General features: G+C 46.7%; 18 protein-coding genes. 7 read left to right on the top strand and 11 right to left on the bottom strand.

The genetic code is table 11. From position 1 onward, the window contains the following. Positions 1 to 40: 40 nt before the first annotated feature. The 4 genes from A4R26_RS26080 to A4R26_RS26095 all read right to left on the bottom strand — a co-directional run bounded on the left by A4R26_RS26080 (position 41) and on the right by A4R26_RS26095 (position 3999). Positions 41 to 1516, bottom strand: coding sequence for a serine hydrolase domain-containing protein (locus A4R26_RS26080; protein ID WP_081169464.1), 1476 nt, complete (start codon positions 1514 to 1516; stop codon positions 41 to 43). Between the two features lie 223 nt (positions 1517 to 1739). Then, positions 1740 to 2351: a hypothetical protein gene (locus A4R26_RS26085; protein WP_081169465.1), complete on the bottom strand. Its 612-nt coding sequence runs from the start codon at positions 2349 to 2351 to the stop codon at positions 1740 to 1742. 197 nt (positions 2352 to 2548) lie between these two features. Further along, positions 2549 to 2962: a nuclear transport factor 2 family protein gene (locus tag A4R26_RS26090; RefSeq protein WP_081169466.1), complete on the bottom strand. Its 414-nt coding sequence runs from the start codon at positions 2960 to 2962 to the stop codon at positions 2549 to 2551. Positions 2963 to 3447: 485 nt separating this feature from the next. Next, positions 3448 to 3999, bottom strand: coding sequence for a TetR/AcrR family transcriptional regulator (locus tag A4R26_RS26095; RefSeq protein ID WP_081169640.1), 552 nt, complete (start codon positions 3997 to 3999; stop codon positions 3448 to 3450). Between the two features lie 149 nt (positions 4000 to 4148). Between A4R26_RS26095 and A4R26_RS35715 the strand changes: the two genes are divergently transcribed. Genes A4R26_RS35715 through A4R26_RS26115 form a run of 5 tightly spaced genes read left to right on the top strand, consistent with a single transcriptional unit; the run spans position 4149 to position 7325 of the window. Beyond that, entirely contained in the window at positions 4149 to 4373 is a 225-nt protein-coding gene (locus A4R26_RS35715) for a helix-turn-helix domain-containing protein (protein ID WP_242675022.1), read from the top strand. A 3-nt stretch (positions 4374 to 4376) separates the two neighbouring features. Then, the gene (locus A4R26_RS26100) at positions 4377 to 5003 is read left to right on the top strand and encodes a methylated-DNA--[protein]-cysteine S-methyltransferase (RefSeq protein WP_242675023.1); all 627 of its coding nucleotides are present in this window, start codon (positions 4377 to 4379) and stop codon (positions 5001 to 5003) included. Positions 5004 to 5012: 9 nt separating this feature from the next. Further along, positions 5013 to 5621 (top strand): alpha-ketoglutarate-dependent dioxygenase AlkB family protein, encoded by a 609-nt coding sequence (locus A4R26_RS26105; RefSeq protein WP_081169467.1) that lies wholly within the window; start codon positions 5013 to 5015, stop codon positions 5619 to 5621. Beyond that, positions 5621 to 5884 (top strand): Ada metal-binding domain-containing protein, encoded by a 264-nt coding sequence (locus tag A4R26_RS26110; protein ID WP_081169468.1) that lies wholly within the window; start codon positions 5621 to 5623, stop codon positions 5882 to 5884. Before A4R26_RS26105 ends, A4R26_RS26110 begins: the two co-directional genes overlap by 1 nt. A 10-nt stretch (positions 5885 to 5894) precedes the next feature. After that, positions 5895 to 7325, top strand: coding sequence for a GDSL-type esterase/lipase family protein (locus A4R26_RS26115; RefSeq protein ID WP_081169641.1), 1431 nt, complete (start codon positions 5895 to 5897; stop codon positions 7323 to 7325). Here the strand turns inward: A4R26_RS26115 and A4R26_RS26120 are convergent. Next, on the bottom strand, positions 7322 to 8302 hold the full coding sequence (locus A4R26_RS26120; protein ID WP_081169642.1) for a GlxA family transcriptional regulator: 981 nt from the start codon (positions 8300 to 8302) through the stop codon (positions 7322 to 7324). The two genes, A4R26_RS26115 and A4R26_RS26120, sit on opposite strands and share 4 nt — an antisense overlap. Before the next feature lie 269 nt (positions 8303 to 8571). On the opposite strand from A4R26_RS26120, the gene A4R26_RS26125 reads away from it, so the two are divergent. Then, positions 8572 to 9144, top strand: coding sequence for a dihydrofolate reductase family protein (locus A4R26_RS26125; RefSeq protein ID WP_081169469.1), 573 nt, complete (start codon positions 8572 to 8574; stop codon positions 9142 to 9144). Between the two features lie 14 nt (positions 9145 to 9158). Here A4R26_RS26125 and A4R26_RS26130 read toward each other — a convergent pair whose 3' ends face one another. Beyond that, positions 9159 to 10055, bottom strand: a complete 897-nt coding sequence (locus A4R26_RS26130) for a TolB family protein (protein ID WP_081169470.1) — start codon at positions 10053 to 10055, stop codon at positions 9159 to 9161. Between the two features lie 397 nt (positions 10056 to 10452). Between A4R26_RS26130 and A4R26_RS26140 the strand changes: the two genes are divergently transcribed. Further along, the gene (locus A4R26_RS26140) at positions 10453 to 14946 is read left to right on the top strand and encodes a DUF4979 domain-containing protein (protein WP_165760418.1); all 4494 of its coding nucleotides are present in this window, start codon (positions 10453 to 10455) and stop codon (positions 14944 to 14946) included. 241 nt (positions 14947 to 15187) lie between these two features. Here A4R26_RS26140 and A4R26_RS26145 read toward each other — a convergent pair whose 3' ends face one another. Genes A4R26_RS26145 through A4R26_RS26160 form a run of 5 tightly spaced genes read right to left on the bottom strand, consistent with a single transcriptional unit; the run spans position 15188 to position 17616 of the window. Beyond that, positions 15188 to 15547 (bottom strand): SnoaL-like domain-containing protein, encoded by a 360-nt coding sequence (locus A4R26_RS26145; RefSeq protein WP_081169473.1) that lies wholly within the window; start codon positions 15545 to 15547, stop codon positions 15188 to 15190. 31 nt (positions 15548 to 15578) lie between these two features. After that, on the bottom strand, positions 15579 to 16430 hold the full coding sequence (locus A4R26_RS26150; RefSeq protein WP_081169474.1) for a sigma-70 family RNA polymerase sigma factor: 852 nt from the start codon (positions 16428 to 16430) through the stop codon (positions 15579 to 15581). Positions 16431 to 16448: 18 nt separating this feature from the next. Then, the gene (locus tag A4R26_RS26155; protein ID WP_207625822.1) at positions 16449 to 16865 is read right to left on the bottom strand and encodes a RidA family protein; all 417 of its coding nucleotides are present in this window, start codon (positions 16863 to 16865) and stop codon (positions 16449 to 16451) included. A gap of 54 nt (positions 16866 to 16919) precedes the next feature. Beyond that, positions 16920 to 17138 carry a putative antibiotic biosynthesis monooxygenase gene (locus A4R26_RS34670; RefSeq protein WP_133054782.1) on the bottom strand — a complete coding sequence of 73 codons (219 nt, stop codon included), beginning with the start codon at positions 17136 to 17138 and terminating at the stop codon, positions 16920 to 16922. 16 nt (positions 17139 to 17154) lie between these two features. Next, positions 17155 to 17616: a carboxymuconolactone decarboxylase family protein gene (locus A4R26_RS26160; RefSeq protein ID WP_081169643.1), complete on the bottom strand. Its 462-nt coding sequence runs from the start codon at positions 17614 to 17616 to the stop codon at positions 17155 to 17157. Between the last annotated feature and the right edge of the window lie 11 nt (positions 17617 to 17627).

Raw genomic sequence — 17627 nt, forward strand, 5'->3', positions numbered from 1 at the left:
GCCTTTCAATTAGCATATTAACACATCAGCACATTAGCAATTAGTTTTTTGTTTTTTCCAGCAGCCACTTCGCGTGTTCATTCTTTGCATCTAATGCTACCGCTTTTTCAAAAGCTTCCATAGCCTCTTTCTTTTTGCCGCTGCGTTTGTAGTATTCGCCAAGGGTTTCAAAAACCATTGAGTTGTCGGGATATTCCTGTGCGTTCAACTCCAATATTTTAATGGCTGCGCTCATTTTTTTTGCGATCCGCAGATCATTGGCCACATAATTCAACTGGGCCGGATCAAAGATCAGCCCCGGGCTGCGGCTTACCTTCATCGTTTTGTATTCTTCAATGGCTTTATCGACGTTCTTTTTTTTGGCTGTCTCCAAAACGAGATCGTGCAGCGCCCAGATATACCGGTACGGTTTTACGGGAACTGTAGGTGCTAAAATATGATAAGCCAGATCGTTTATCGGGTTTAGCGTGTTCGCCAGGATCACAACGCCTGTTTTTTTGGTGCGGTTCAATAACATGATAGATCGATAACCGGCGGTTGTACCGTCTTTCCATAAGTATTCATCGCCTTCTTTCGATTTTACCAGCGTCCAGCCCAGTGTTACTTCTCCATCGTCAGGTCTTTTTGAGATGCGGGGAGTATGCGCCAGTTGCATGGCAGGGTACAGGTCTGTCTTTATGATGCCTAAGTTGGCGCCTGCAAAGTTGAGCAGATCGTTGATGTTCGACCGCAGTGCGCCGGTACCGGCGATGGCCGGCATATCCCAGTTTTCAACGGCAGTACCGGTTTCATTATGACCCATTGCCAGCACTGCTTTTTGGGCGGGCGCCAACGTAATGGTGGTATTGGGCATGTTGAGCGGCGTGCATATTCTTTCTTTCACCAGGGTTTCATAGGGTTTGCCCGCCACCTGCGAAAGTATATGTCCCAGCAATCCATAACCGACATTGCTGTATTTGAACCAGGTGCCGGGTGCATAATCGAATGTAGCCCTGCTGATGTAATCGTAGGTTTGTTCAATGGTATAGTCGGCAAATGGGTTGTCGAGGCTCTTAGGATCGTAATTATCGGGCATGCGGGGCCAGCCTACGGAATGGTTGGCTAAATGCAGTAAGGTGATCGGCTGGTTTTTTATCACAGGCACCTGAACGCTGGCAGGCAGATATTTCGAAACAGGATCATCGAGATTGACCTGTTTCTTCAATACCATATCGGCCAGTAACAACGATGTAAACACCTTGGTTATGGAGCCTATTTCATACATGGTTTTTTCATCGGGCAGCACCTGGCCCTTTTCTTTCCAGGTACCCGCCGCAACTATCTGACGTTTTCCCGTGGCATCTATGGTGCCAACGATAATACCCGGACTTCTTTTCTGGTATACTTCTTTTTCAAGAATGGGTTTTATTTCGTCTGCCGGCAATTGTGCCGAACCAACGAAACAGGTGGTGGTAATCAATAGCCCGGTAAAAATGCTTTTTAAAAATGGCTGGCTGTTGTGTTGTAAAAATTGCATGTTCAATAAGATTAATAAAGGGTCATGGCAGCGCGAGGCGCCACAATACTAACGGGTTATGCCGATAATTATTTTTGTAGAATTGAAGTTGGAGTGTGCCACGATGCGGCAGGCCCTAAATTAGGCTATAATGTGTATAAAAGAAAAATTCCTGCCGGTTTTTATCGTGTAAGTTCATTTACATGATAATCCGGCAGGAACACTATAATGTCTTCAACAGGATCTATCGCCCGTTTGCCCGCAGCACCACGATATCTTTCTGCACTTTGTCGTCGTGTGTTTTTTTGATAATATAATGCCAGTTGCGCTCAGATACATCTACAAAGAAAACCTCGTCTTTTTTATGGGCGGCAACAGCGTCCTGCACTTCTTTCGGAAACATCAGTTCGCCAAAGAACCAGTCGGTATCACCCCTGGTCGTATTGCCATCCATAGTGTACTGGTCGCTCAGTTTATCCCACGACTCTCCTGCATTTATTTTTGCAACGATCAGCTTTTTCATGCTGTCGATCTCTGAAGGGGATAATGAGCTGCCATCGAGGAAAATGTAGCTGGCGCGGTAAGCAACCGCCTCTTTTGCTTCAACCACTTTGTAGGTAACGTAGCCTACGGAAAAGATATCGCCTTGTTTTTGTCTTAACAGCCGCTTGTCAATAAGCGTTGTGTCTTTGCCATACGTGAGCTTAAGTATGGCGGGTTTGATCTCCGGGTTAGCATCTACAAATTGTTGCGCCTGTTGAACTGTTCCGATCTTCTGGAATCTTTCTACCAATGTTGGTTGTGCCATTACAGTTGCTGAAAAAAGCACTGATAAAACCGACAAGCTGAATTTCATATATTTTATTTGTTTTCTTTTACGTAAAAGCCTGGGGCTCCGTTGGGGCCAGGGGTTTGGAAGTTACTATTTTTTACCTGATCCGGATACCCCGTTTCATGTAATATATTGCGAAATATTTGCAAAAATTTGGCCATTTTACGCTAAAGAGAGCCGGCGGCACGTCCCATTGGGCATTATTTAATCATATTCTAACGTCAAATGAACTTCCGGTCTTTACTGTCGATGGGTACATCGTTTATTGACGCGTATCTGCGCTGCATCAGTCCGTCGGCATTGAACTCCCATTGCTCATTTCCATAAGAGCGGAACCAGTTGCCTTGGTGGTCGTGCCACTCGTATTCGAACCTGACGCTGATGCGGTTGCCGGTATAACTCCACAGCTCTTTTTTGAGTTTATAATCCAGTTCTTTTTCCCATTTTTTGGTCAGAAAGGCTACTACTTCTTCCCGGCCATTGATGAATGTATCGCGGTTCCGCCATTCGGTATCGACGGTGTAGGCGAGAGATACGCGGTTCGGGTCTTTGCTGTTCCAGGCGTCTTCGGCGAGTTGCACTTTTTGTATGGCGGTTTCATACGTAAATGGCGGCAGCGGTGGTCTTTGTTTCATAAATTTTTTTTAGTGGTGCTTGTGATACAACAAAGATAAGCGGTTTTTATTAAACGAATAGACCGATCTGTCTATTTTAATAAAAACTGTATTTTTAAAAGGAAATTGGAGAGTAGCAAACATTGTGAAAGTTTTGTAGCGTGCGTGAGGCATCCGCGTGGCAAAAGCGTTTTGCCCTCCGCCCCGGGGCCTTCCGCGTGAAGCATTTTGCATTTCGCATTTTGCGTTTTGCATTCGCGTTTTGCATTAAGTGTTAGGCGCTCCACGTTTCGCGTTCCGGGTTAGGCGCTCCGCGTTCCGCGTTCTGCATTTTGACTTCCGCATTTCGCGTTCCGGGTTAAGCGTTCAGCGTTTCGCGTTCCGCATTTTGTCTTCCGCATTTTGCATTCAGCGTTTTGCGTTCCTCATTTTGCCTTCCGCGTTTCGCGTTAAGCGTTTTGCGTTAAGCCTTCAGCCTTCAGCCTTCCGCCTTTAGCCTTCCGCCTTTAGCCTTCAGCCTTCAGCATCCGGCTGACTATCTTTTTGCATTCATTCACCGGCCACTGGCTGCGGAACAATTTGCTTTCCATGATGGCCGATTCAAAGAGAAGGTATATGTGATCTTTGATCGATTTATCGCCGGTGATCAGGCTGCCGAGGTATTTGCGAACATCGATCTTATGGTTCTGGATAATGTCGAGTATTTCTTTTTCTTTATCGCTGATTTCACCCAGCATATTCAGAAAGGCGCAACCCTGGTAGTTCTCTTCCTTATTCATGGCGTGAATAAAATCGAAGGCGGCCAGGATCCTCTTTTGGGGATCATCGGCACGGTCAACCTGTTTTTTTAATTTGGTAAACCAGTGATCGTGGCGGCGGTTCAGGTACGCGATGCACAATTTCTCCTTCGACTCATAATGCTGGTACAGGCTGGCCCTTGCCACATCGGCTTCTTTTATAACCTGGTTTATACCCGTGGCCTGGTACCCCTGTTGGTGAAATAACCGGGTGGCCGTTTGCATTATGCGCTCTTTTGGATTGGATTCATGTACCTTCATACCGGCAAAAATAACCATATCTTTTATGTGTATACAGACTAATCTGTCTGGTATTGATTTTGAATTCGTTAAGGATCAGAAAAACAGCGCAAGAACCGGGTTGTACAACCCGCTGCCAGGGGAGAGATTTGCGGTATAAAATTGAGTTTATGGAAAAGCAGGAGGAAATAAATTACAACCGCATAGCGGAAGCCATCGACTTTTACCGGCATAATTTCAGGGATCAGCCATCGCTCGATACCGTGGCGGAACATGTGCACGTGAGCCCTTTTCATTTTCAGCGGATGTTTAAGGAATGGGCCGGCGTTACGCCGAAACAGTTCCTGCAATACCTTACGCTCGAACACGCCAAACAGGTGCTGAAAAAAGGATAGGAGGTGACGTTGGTAGATGCTGCATTTGAATCGGGGCTTTCCGGCACCAGCCGTTTGCACGACCTGTTCATAAAAGTGGAAGGCATGACACCGGGGGAATATAAGAACGGGGGCGAACAACTGGCTGTCAATTACAGTTTTGCTGAAAGTCCGTTCGGTACTATCATCATAGCCTCCACCCACAAGGGTATTTGTTATATGGCATTTGCCGATGGGGAAGAAGAGGCGGCGTTGCAGGAGTTAAAGAACCAGTTCCCCAATGCAAAATACCGGCAGTTGTCAGACACCATTCAGCAGAACGCATTGTTTATTTTTACGCAGGACTGGAACAAACTTCACGAAATAAAACTCCATTTGAAAGGAACGCCCTTCCAGATAAAAGTATGGGAGGCGCTGCTGCGGATCCCAATGGGTGAGCTATCGACTTACTCGGGGCTGGCCGGTAAACTCAACCAACCCCTCGCATCGCGGGCCGTAGGTTCGGCGGTAGGCGCTAACCCGGTTGCCTTTTTAATTCCCTGTCACCGCGTAATAAAATCAACCGGTGAATTTGGCAACTATCATTGGGGCAGCACCCGCAAGAATGCCATGATCGGTTGGGAGGCATCAAAACTTTCTTCAGCACAATAATTTGTCAGCATGGACCTGTTCAGCAATCATACAGACGAAACGATAAACTATTTGCCCAAAGACGGTACGGTGAATTATTATGGCAAACCATTGACCCGTACGAAGGCAGATCACTACCTCGAAAAATTATTGACCACCATCGAGTGGAAAAACGACGAAGCCGTCATTTTCGGCAGGCATATCATCACCAAAAGAAAAGTGGCCTGGTACGGCGATGAGAATTATAACTACGCTTATTCGAACATCAACAGGCAGGCTTTACAATGGACAAAAGAATTGCTTGAACTGAAAGCGCTGGTAGAAGAGCGAACGGGCGAGGTGTACAATTCCTGTTTGTTGAACCTGTACCATAATGGCGAAGAGGGCATGGCATGGCACAGCGATGATGAAAAAACGCTGGCCGAAAATTCGGCCATCGCTTCCTTTAGTTTTGGGGCAGAGCGTAAGTTCTCGTTCAAACATAAACAAACAAAAGAAGTGGTATCGATGGTGCTCGGGCATGGCAGCCTGCTGGTGATGAAAGGCGCCACGCAAACGTACTGGCTGCATTGTTTACCGAAATCGAAACGCATAACCACGCCGCGGGTAAACCTTACTTTCAGGATAATGAAACCATAATGATCAGGCAGCGCGACCTGGGAAATGATGTTGCTGAAAGAAAGGCTGCGGTTCACCGGCTCATCAGGAATAAAGCGATCACATTGGGCGGGAATATGCCGGCAAAGATCTATGGCACGCTTTCCTGCGGTTCCGGCAAAAAAATGAAGGCGGAGAACAGGGTCTTTTTTCATAATGAAGCAGAAGCCATTGCTGCGGGTTACCGGCCCTGCGGGCATTGCCTGCGGGCGAAATACCTGAAATGGAAAAATGCCTTATTTTAGCAGGCATCATATGAAAAAGATCACGCCCAACCATTGTTTGTTTTTCGTTTTCCTTTTTATTCAAACCGCGGTAGTTGCCCAAAAGGCTGTGCGCATTTCCTGCGTGGGCAACAGTATTACGGCTGGCTCAAGACTGGCTGATCCCAAAACGGAAGCTTATCCGGCGCAACTGCAGCAGTTGCTGGGCGGTGGCTATGTGGTAAAGAATTTTGGCGTGGGTGGCAGAACGGTGATCAAAGATTGCAACAGATCGTATATGGCCACGCCTGCTTACCGGGAAGCATTGAAAAGCGAACCCGATATTGTTACGATAAAATTAGGCACCAACGACAGCCGCCTGCCTTACCGGTTACAGATCGATAGTTTTATGGCAGACTATAAAACATTGATCCGTTCATTTCAACAGCTGCCAACGCATCCCCGTATTATTTTGTTATTACCGGTAACATCCTACCTTGCCGATACCATGCGGCAAACTGAGCAGGCCATTGCAAAACTGATCAGGCCGCGCATACGGCAGGTAGCATTTGAAGAGAAGCTGGAGCTGATCGACCTGCACAGCATTACAACCGGCATGGCGGCTGCGTTTCCCGACAGCCTGCATCCATCTGCAGCAGGCGCCGCCATTCTAGCCAAAAGAGTGTATGAAGCAGTAATTAATAAGGGAGATGCACACTACGATATCTTCAAAAAGATAAAATCGCCTTTTACCGTTTCTTCTTTTTATGGTTATGATTGCGCCGATTTTACTTTCAATGGCCGGAAGGCCAAAATTGTAAAACCGCGCCGCACGGCCGAAGGCCGGCCTTTTATCTGGCGTGCACGGTTCTGGGGCGTAGAGCCGCAAACAGAGATCGCGCTGCTCGACCGGGGTTTTCATGTGGTGTATTGCGATGTGGCCGAATTGTTCGGCAATGCAGCAGCGATCGCTGCCTGGAATAAATATTACGCATTCCTGCAACGCGCAGGTTTATCGAAGAAAGCCTGTATGGAAGGGTTTAGCCGCGGCGGGGTGTATGTATACAACTGGGCGGCGCAAAATGCTGCAAAAGTTGCGTGTGTGTACGTCGATGCGCCTGTGCTGGATCTGAAAAGCTGGCCGGGTGGCAAAGGCAGCAGTAAAGGAAGCGCTAAAGAGTGGGACACCTTTAAAAAAGATTACGGTTATACAAGCGATTCAGCCGCTGTAACATTCAAAGGCAATCCGGTTGATAAAGTTGCGCAGATCGTAAAAGGCGGTTACCCGGTGCTGCATGTGGTGGGCGATGCCGATGAGGTGGTGCCGGTGAGCGAGAACACCGCCATTTTTGAACAGAAGATGCAGGCGTTGGGCGGAAACATACAGGTGATTCATAAACCGGGCGTGAACCATCACCCGCATAGCCTTGCCAACCCAACACCTATTGTTGATTTTATTTTAAAGGCCGTGGGGCGAAGTTAAACCTCAACGCCTTCTTTGTTGTATTTGTTGCGGTATTCGATAGGCGAGAGCCCGGTGATCTTTCTAAACACGGTGCGGAAAGCCTTGATATCGGAATAACCTACATCGTACATCACTTCATTTACATTCTTGCGGCTGTTCTCGAGTTGTTTTTTTGCCGCCTCTATTTTTACGCGCTGAATATATTCGATGGGGGTATTATTGGTGGCTTTTTTAAAGCGCCTGATAAAATGCCGTTTGCCGATGGCGTATTTTATGGCCAGTTCTTCTACCGAAATTCTTTCCATTACATTCTTTTCGATAAACTCCTGCGCCTGTTTTATGGGTTCATCCTCATGTTTTTTCTGCCCGTTGAACATGATAAAGGGCGACTGGGTTTTGCGGTCTATTTCCAGCGCAAATACCTTGGCCGCCATAATGGCCATTTCACGGCCGGCATGTTTTTCAACCAGGTGCAGCAGCATATTCCAGTAAGAGGTAGCGCCGCCGCTGGAGTATAATCCCTGTTGTTCGGTCACTATGCGGCCATCGACGAGGGTTACTTCGGGGAACATTTCCCTGAATTCATTGGCCTGGCGCCAGTGGCTGCTGCATTCTTTTCCATTCAATAAGCCGGTTGCCGCCAGCAGGAAGGCGCCAATGCACAAACTGCCAACTTCTGCTCCCTTGTGATATTGATCAACGATCCAGGGAAGAAAACCTTCATTCTTTTTTATTGCTGCTTTCAGGTCGCCGCCAATGGCCGGCACCAGAATGAGATCGGTCTTTTTTATATCACCTGTCAATGCATCGGCATGAACCGTAAAAGTGCCGTTGTGCAACTGCACTTCCCTGGTGAGCCCCACCAATTGCACTTTGAATGCCGGTGGTTTGCCGGTTGATTCAAGAAAATCATTTACGCCGGTGAAGAGGATGCGAGGGTCAACGATGCTTGCCATTACCGCATCATGCGGAATAAGAATGCTGATATGCTTCATAATAATATAGCAATTTGTCGTTATGTAATTAGCTGTACGCTGCAAGCCACACGCTGCAAGCAAATACAAAAACCTGCTTTTCAAACACTTCCCGTTTTGCAGTTTTGCCTTCCGCGTTAAGCGTTTTGCCTGCCCGCTAAGGTAAGAAACAATAAAGTCGCGAACAACCCGCAAGGAAGTCATTTTCACACTCCGTCAAACCTAATTACCGTCGATACATTTGTATCAGCAAACCATTAAACAACAATTAAATGGAAAAGTAGTGCGCTATGCGGAAAGTAATTGTATCCATGAATGTGACGCTGGATGGCTTTATGGCGGCCAAAGATTGCGGGCTCGACTGGCATTTCAGGAGCTGGAATGAAGAGATGGCGCGCGCAACGGCGGAACAGCTCAGCAGGGCCGATACCATTTTGCTGGGCGGCATAACCTACAGGGGCATGGCGCAATACTGGAATGCTGATCCGGTGAATATGATCAGGCCGCGGGAAGACCTCGATTTTGCCACTATGCTGAACAGTTACCCTAAAGTGGTTTTCTCAAAAACAATGTCAACCGTTACCTGGCATAATGCCAGGCTGGCCAAAAGAAGTATTGGCGACGAGGTAAGTGAATTGAAACGCCGTGAGGGAAAAGATATGATCATTTATGGCAGCGGCAAAATAGTAACGGCACTGGCAAAGCTCGGCCTTATTGATGAGTTCAGGATGTGGGTTCACCCGGTTGTGATCGGCTGCGGTAAACCGGTGTTTAAAGAGCTGGCCGGTTTGTTCGATCTGCAACTGGTGAAAACGGAGATCTTTAGTTCGGGAGTGGTGATATTATTTTATTCGGTGCGATAATACGCTGTCTATTTTCATCGAAGCTTCTTAATTACATCAGTGGAAACCCAATAAATATCCCCTCTGCTGGCATAGAACAGGTACTTGCCATCCGGGCTCACGTATGGGCAAAAATCATTAGTGTTCGTATTGATGGCGGCAATGGGGCGGGATACCGACCAGGTGCCGTCAGGTTCGCGGAAACTTACATGCAGGTCGCCGCTTCCCAAACCTCCCGGACGATTTGTTGCAAACACCAGATAAGTTTCATCTGGTGATACAAATACGTCGGCTTCGTAATGAGATGAATTTACACCGGAAGATAGCTTAACAGGAGGCTGAAATTTACCCAAACGAAAGTCGGAGGAATATATATCATAATTCTTCTTTCCTTCCTTATCTCCCATATTGGAGGAAAAGTACATGGTGCCATTTTTTGAAAAGGAGATGTAATATTCATTCTTATCACTGTTAATATTGCTTCCGGCATTTATTGGTTCAGACCAATGGCCCGACTGACGCTCAATGTACCAGATATCATAATCCTTTTTAGGCCCCGGGCCATTTAGCGGTTGATCGGAAATAAAAAATAACTTCTTTTCATCTGGCGACAAAAACGGGTCATTATAGCTATAAACATTGTGACTAAGAATAGTAACCGGGGGCGTCCAGCTTCCGTTTTCAAATATTATCATCCGTGTTTCGGCTTTGCCATCGATCTCTACACCGTAATAGAATTCCTTAAGGTCTTTTGAAAACACGGCGCCAAATTCGAATTGGTCTGTTTTCGACACTATACCCGGCGCAAATACCCTGGGTGTTTTTCCGGGCGGTATTTCATTAAAATAGCGCGCATCGGGGTTTTGCGCATTAGACGCCGCAGTGCAAAGAAAAGCGGCTGTAATTAATGATATAAACTGATTTTTTCTCATGCCTTGATTAATTAGCGATGTCATGTGTCCCAGCTCCATAATTGCCATATACCGCTAATCGGATTGAAATTATGAATAATCCCGGCAAGCCCAACCGTTTTGTTTCCATAACCTCCCATTTGATCTACGATAAAAGAAGCAGGGAGCTGACCGGCGTCGGGCCATGTTTTTTTCAAAACCGGAAGAAAGGCGGGATTCCACATCGGGCCTGCCATTGCCCCTATGCGACCGCCACAAATAAAAAATAAATTTAATTCCGAAGTACCCCTTACGGCTAACCTGGCGGACATTATACCCGACAACAGGCCTGGCCGCTGTGTTTTCGTAATGTCACATTGTTGCGAACAATGTAAACATATGAATTCTAAACCCCATGAAATATCCAAACCGTACAAACATGAAGATTACCCTTACGAGCAATGTGCTTCTGTTGAAGCAAAAATGGCTGCGATCCGCCGCCATGAAGATCAAAACCACAACCCTGATTTTTGCGCTCATGCTTTTTGTGCAGCGATCCTGGGCGCAAACCGGCCTGGTCAATGATGATTTCTCAACCGGCAACACCAACAACTGGAAAGCGGCTACCGCCGGATCAGCAGGACAAATTGTGAATGGCCGTTTTGTGGTAACAATGGCCCTTCAGACGAGTGGCAAATACCGCGGCGACATTCAAAAAACAGGCGGCATAACGCTGAACCGCAGTGCCTATCCTATTGTTGCCATCAAGTTCAACAAACCCCCCAGGTGTAACTATTTCTTCGACACCAACCTGGGATCGTTCAATGGTACCAATAACAATGCTATCAAAATAGCTTCGGCCACTGGTAATGTATATTATTGGGATCTTTCAAAGGGTACCCTTGGAACTACCGCACTGGCTGAAGGCAGCGCTACCACCCTTACCTCATTCCAGTTTAAAATAGCAGATGTGGTACTATCTTCCACAGAAGTTGCTGCGAATGATATTCAATACGAGGTAGACTGGATCAAAACCTTTACGTCGGCAGAAGAACTGCGGGCGTATGTAGGCGTTAATAACCCGCCTTCTTTTTCTTTTACCGGGCAATTTGTGCATCCGGGGTTATTGCACAATACGGCCGACCTGCAAAGAATGAAAAGCGCTGTGGCCGGCAAATTTGGCCGTCCTTACCAAAGCTACCAGTTGCTTCAAAGTTCAACCCGGTCCTCTGCTTCTTACAATATGGCAGGACCATACCAGTTACTTACCCGCGACGCCAGCGTTACGGTAAATGGTGTAAGCGGCGGTACAATTAAAAATGGCGTGGAAGCCGATTTTCTGGCAGCTTATTACAATGCACTCATGTATAACATCACAGGTAATGAAGCGCATGCCATAAAATCAATCGAAATAATCGATGCTTATGCCGCTGCCACAACCGGAATTACCGGTAGTGATGCAGAACTGAACGGCCTGTATGGTTTTATGCTGGCCAATGCAGCCGAGCTTATGCGTGCTACCTATTCAGCATGGGCCGTGGAAAAGCAGGAACAATGCGCCACCATGCTTAAGCAGGTATTTTACCCTGTACTGCAAAACTTTAAACCCTGTTCACATGGCAACTGGGATATCATTTGTATGAAAGCATTGATGGCAATCGCTATCTACAGCAATGATACCAACATGTTCAACCGGGTAGTAACGTACTTTTACCATGGCGAAGGTAATGGCAGCATCGATAATTATGTATTGACTGCTGCAGGCCAGTTGCAGGAAAGCAATCGCGACCAGCCTCACGTAATGCTGGCATTGGGCTCAATGGCCGAACTGGCTGAAATGGGTGTTAAACAGGGCATCGATCTCTACGCTGCTTCAGGTAATGCCATAATGCGCGGCTATGAGTATACCGCGAAATATAATCTTGGCAACACCGTAGATTACCAGACAGCTTACGATTATTGCGAAAAGAACTATAGCGATTACACGCCCGAAGCAATTTCTTCAAATGGTCGCGGTCAGTTCAGGCCGGTATTTGAAATTGCGTATAACCATTATGTGGTTCGCAAGGGATTGCAAATGCCCTGGACTTTACAGGTAATGAGTGCCACAGGGCCTGAAGGGGCGCCTGCCGGTGCCGACAATCCGGGATATGGCTCTTTGTTCTTCTATCTGAACAGTGCAGCCGATTATCCTAAAGACAGCACTATAACGCCGGTTGATACTACTGCCGGTTTGATCAATGATAACTTTACTGCCACAGCCGATGGCTGGGCAGCGGTTACCAGTGGGTCAACAGCCAGTGTAGCAGACGGAAAACTGATCGTTAGCCTGGTTACTCAATCGAACGGCAAAGGACGTGGCGATGCAAAGAGGACCGCCGGCGCCACACTGGCTCCTGGCAACTACCCCATTTTTGCCATTAAGTTCAAGAAGCCACAGGCAGGTAATATCACATTCGATACCAACCTGGGTGCTTTTGGAAACGGCGCCAATAAATGGACCGGTAAAGTAGGCGATGATATATATTATTACGACCTTACCAAAGGTGGGTTTGGTGCAACACCAACCATGCTGAGTATGGATAAGTCAACCCTGTTAACCACCTTCCAGTTTAAAGTAGCAGATATTACCTCTGGTGAAACAAGCTATGCAATAGAGTGGATAAAAACAGTGAAAACGGTTGCTGACCTGCAGGAACCTCCAGCTCCGCTTAAGCCGCAAAGCATCACATTCGATTCGATCCCTGTTGCAATACTGGGCGATACTGCAGCTATTGTGTTGAAGGCTATCGCAAGCTCAGGCCTTCCGGTTACTTATACCATTTCCGATACTACTATAGCTACTATTGTTAACAATAGGGTGATCGTTAAAAGCGATGGCACTGCAATCATCACCGCTTCACAAGCTGGTGATACTGCTTACCAGCCAGCAAACCCTGTTGCGCGTACCCTCATCATTCGCGATACCATCAGCGGCCTGATCGATGACAACTTCATTGGCAGCAGCGATGGCTGGGCTGCTGCAACCAGTGGTTCGGTTGCAACCATTGAGAATGGCAGGCTGGTAGTTACCCTGGTAACTCAATCGAACGGTAAAGGCCGTGGCGATGTGAAAAGAACCGCCGGTGCCAAATTGTTACCTTACAATTATCCCATCATTGCCATCAGGGTTAAAAAACCACAGGTGGCCAATATCACATTCGATACCAACCTGGGTGCGTTTGGCAATGGCGCCAATAAGTGGACGGGCATCATAGGTGATGATATCTATTATTATGACCTTACCAGGGGCAGTTTCGGTGCTGCTGCTGCCAAACTGCTGCAGGATAAGGGTACCAGGCTCACTACCTTCCAGTTTAAAGTGGCTGATATCACTTCCGGTGAAACCAGCTATGCAATAGAGTGGGTAAAAACCGTGAGATCTGTAGAAGATCTGAAGAAAACCTTACCCCATGTTGCGCAAAGCATCAGCTTTGATTCAATGCCTGCTGTTTTATTAGGCGATACCGCAGCTATTGTGCTCAATGCTACCGCCAGCTCGGGCCTGCCTGTTACCTATATCATTTCCGATTCGACCATCGCTACCAATAATAATGGCGTGGTTAAAATTCATCGCGATGGTACCGTGATCATTACCGCTTCTCAACCGGGAGATTCGGCTTACCTGCCTGCAGCACCAGTTGCACGCACGCTTACCATAACTCCGTTGAAGATAACCGTACAATCGCTCGATGGCGATAAAGGAAAAACTGCCAATAACAGCATCAATCCGTACCTGAAACTGGAAAATCAGGGATCGGCTGCTATACCTTATAGTGAGTTAACCGCCCGTTACTGGTTCACAGCGGAGAACTTTGCCGGGATCAATACCTGGATCGATTATGCGCAAATAGGTAATAGTAAAGTGAAAATGAAATATGTGCAGCTCGATACGCCACGGGCCGGTGCTTATGGGTATATCGAATATAGTTTCGATCAATCAACCGGCAACCTCGCTGCCGGTGGTAATTCAGGTGTTATTCAGGCGCGTTTTGCCAATACCGACTGGGCAAACTTCAATGAAACGGATGACTATTCATACGTGAATAACAGTGCCTATGCGAGCAACAGCCACATTACTTTGTACCGCAATGGGCAACTGGTATGGGGTGTAGAACCTGCTGCCGTAACGCCCGGGGTGAAGGTGAAAGTTTACTCGTTGACCAGAAACAGTGGCGCCAATACCATCAGCACTGAGCTAACCATCAACAACGAAGGCAATATGCCCGTAGCTTATGGCGACCTGAGCGTTCGTTACTGGTTTACAGCCGATGGCACAGCTGCATTGAATTCATGGGTAGATTATGCGAAACTGGGCAACAGCAATATTATTACCAGCTTCAACGCGGTAAGCCCTGTTGCAACAGGAGCCGATAAATACTTTGAGATCAAAATTAAACCAACGGCTGGTAACCTGTACCCTGCTGGCAATACCGGTACTATCCAATACCGCATAGCAAAATCAGATTGGTCGAATTTTACGTTTACTAATGACCATTCGTGGAAAGCGCCTGCACCGTTAGCGGTGAATGATCATATAACCGTTTATTACAAGGGACAACTGATCTTCGGTACGGAGCCCACTGCTGCGCATCAGGCGCGGGTAGCTACCCATACCGCAGTAGAGGTGGTTGACAATGTAAATCGCCATGCTGCACCTGGCAACATCGCGCTGTTCCCGAATCCGGTAAAAGATCTGTTGAATATTCGGGTAAGTGAAGTGGCGCCCGGCGCGTTGGTAAAAGTATACAACCTACAGGGCCACCTGTTACTTACACGCAGCATCACTGCTTCAATTCAAACTATTTCCCTGCAATCATTGGCAACTGGCATTTACCAGGTTGAAGTGCGCAATGGGAATACGGTAACAACAAAACAAATTATCAAACACTAAAAAGCAATAGCCAGGGAACACGTATGCTTCCCTGGCTATTTTTAACATTTACAGCCACCATCCCTGTCCAATAACCGAAATGCCGCATTCGTTAAAACACCCTTCAAATGGCCTTTGTAGCATGGTAGTTTTGATCTGCATATCAACACCTGCAACAAATGAAAGCGAAATTTCAACAGCCGGCATGGCTGTTTTTGGTGATAGCCTTTTGGTGAGCCACCCTTGTCATTAAGAAGCTTTACTATACAAAGAATTGCTCAGAAACGATCTTTCCATCCTTCACCACATACGCGCACACTTCGGTCATATCCCAGCGTTGTTTGTCCTTCATCGACACATCCATGCGCATGGTACAGGCAAAGGCGCCGGTGCCAATCAACGGGTCACTCACTTCCAGTTTGTGCATTGTCTCTACCATATCCTGAAACTTATTCCCTTTTTCCAGAATAGCGGGTAAACCCTTTGTTTCTTTTTCAAAGGCGGGTGTTTCATACGGCTCGATGCTAACGGCGTCGTTGGCAAACAATTCTTTCTGGGCTGATTCAAAATCGCCTTTGCGGCAAAGTTCAACCAGGCGGTTGGCAATTTGTTCTATTGTCATGGCGTATTGTTTTGTATGAAGCTACAAAACCTTATGCCAATCTGCTGCCGATAGCCTTTAATTTTTCGGGGTCAAGCACATTACTGATCTGGAAAATCCTGTTGGTTTCCGGGTCAATTCCAAAAACCTGGCATATTTTAAGTTGATCGCCGTCATAGAACAGCAAAGCGGGTTGATGATTAATTTCCCCGGCCTTCACAGTGTAACCGCTGTCATATTTATGGAAAACAAATATCAATGTGTCGGCCACTTCGGGTATGCCAGTACATGTTTTCTTAAATACTTTATATGTGCTTCCGCCATCTGCATAGAAGGCGATATCTTCCGTTAACACGCTTTCGAGTGTTTTTGTATCGCGGCTTCTGATGGCATGCATGAATTTTTCGAGCAGATCCGGTGTGGTATTTTCCTTTTTGGGGGCGGCTGCGGGGGTATGCGCCTGATCTATCTTTTGTTTGGCGCGGCTAAGCAGTTTGCGGGAACCCTCCACCGTAATGGAAAGCGTTTCGGCAATTTCCTCATGCGAATAGGCAAACGCTTCTTTTAAAATAAATACAGCCCGTTCTTTGGCATTCAGTTGTTCGAGCAATATCAGCAACGAATATGAAACAATTTCATTCAGTTTGATATTGGTATCGGCTTCTTCGGTATCAACCGGTTCGGGCAGCCACATATCGCCCAGTTGCAGTTTCTTTCTTTTGTTTTTGATGGTGATCGATTGATTGATGACGCTGCGGATAAGATAATTCTTAGGGTCTGCCACATTATCTTTTCCACCGGCTACATATTTATACAATACATCCTGGATGGCATCTTTTGCATCTTCGGCCGTTCCCAGAATATTGTAGGCATAAGGGAACAGTATGTGCTGATAATTTTCCAATTGATATGCTTTTATGAACTATTTGGTAACGGCTACCGCATCGATCTCTACCAGCATATTATCCAATGCCAGCCGCGGAACGGGGATCAATGTGTTGACCGGAAATTGGTTGTCGGGCCACATTTTTTTAAACTCTTCAATAATGATGTTCAGTTTTTCCGCATTGTGATCAACCACCAGCGTGGTTACTTTAACCACCGACCTCATTGACAGTTGTTGCGTTTGCAGCGCAATTTTAATATTATTCAGTGAATGTTGCACCTGGGTGCGGAAATCGGCGCTTAATTTTCCCTCTTTATTTTCTTCACCGCCTTGTCCGGCCACAAACACTAATTTACTGCCGCCGGGCACTACCGCCACATGCGAAAAGCCATAGGGCGATGGATTGAACAGGGCATCGGGATTGTGAAAGGTTTGTGCATTTGCTGTTGTCATAGTTGAAAGAATTAGAAATGCTGTTATAATGCTTTTCATGTTTTATGTTTTCAGTTATCTGCTCAGCCAGTTATTCAATAATCGTTGCATGGCCGGCACCACGGCAAAAACGGCAATGGGTACTACTATGGCCGTAGATACCAGTGTTTGCAATGGAAGCGGTTTTATTTTCGAGAAATGATGGCCAAAGAGCATGGCTATTACTGTAACGGTAGGATAAATGGCCATCCAGATGAGGACAGCCATCTTCCATTTTTTGGGTGGTTTCGACATGGGTATTAGTTGATGATTAATTGAACTGGCCAACTTTATAACCACCGGGCGTTGTTCTGAAAGCGATATTGAACCTGTTCCAGGTATTGATGCTGGTGATAGCCAGGGTGAGATCTGCTATTTCAGACTTATTATAGTACTGGCTGAGTGTATTGTACACGTCATCGGTAACTTCCTGCTGGGGTATTTTTGTTACTGCTTCCGCATAAGCAAGCGCTGCTCTTTCGGCTTCACTATAATACGGGCATTCTTTCCAGGCGGGTAAAGAATAAAGCCGTTGTTCCGATTCGCCCATGGCAACGGCGTCTTTATAGTGCATATCGAGGCAATACGCACAGCCATTAATTTGCGACACCCGGGTCTTGATGAGCTCCAGTAACTTGTGATCTAACCCTGATTTTTTAAGGTACATTTCCGATTTGAACAAGCCTTCAAATAAACTTTTGTTAGCGTCGCTAAATGCAATTCTCTGTTCCATGATCATATCTT

This window comes from Niastella populi, from assembly GCF_002078015.1.
GTDB lineage: Bacteria > Bacteroidota > Bacteroidia > Chitinophagales > Chitinophagaceae > Niastella > Niastella populi.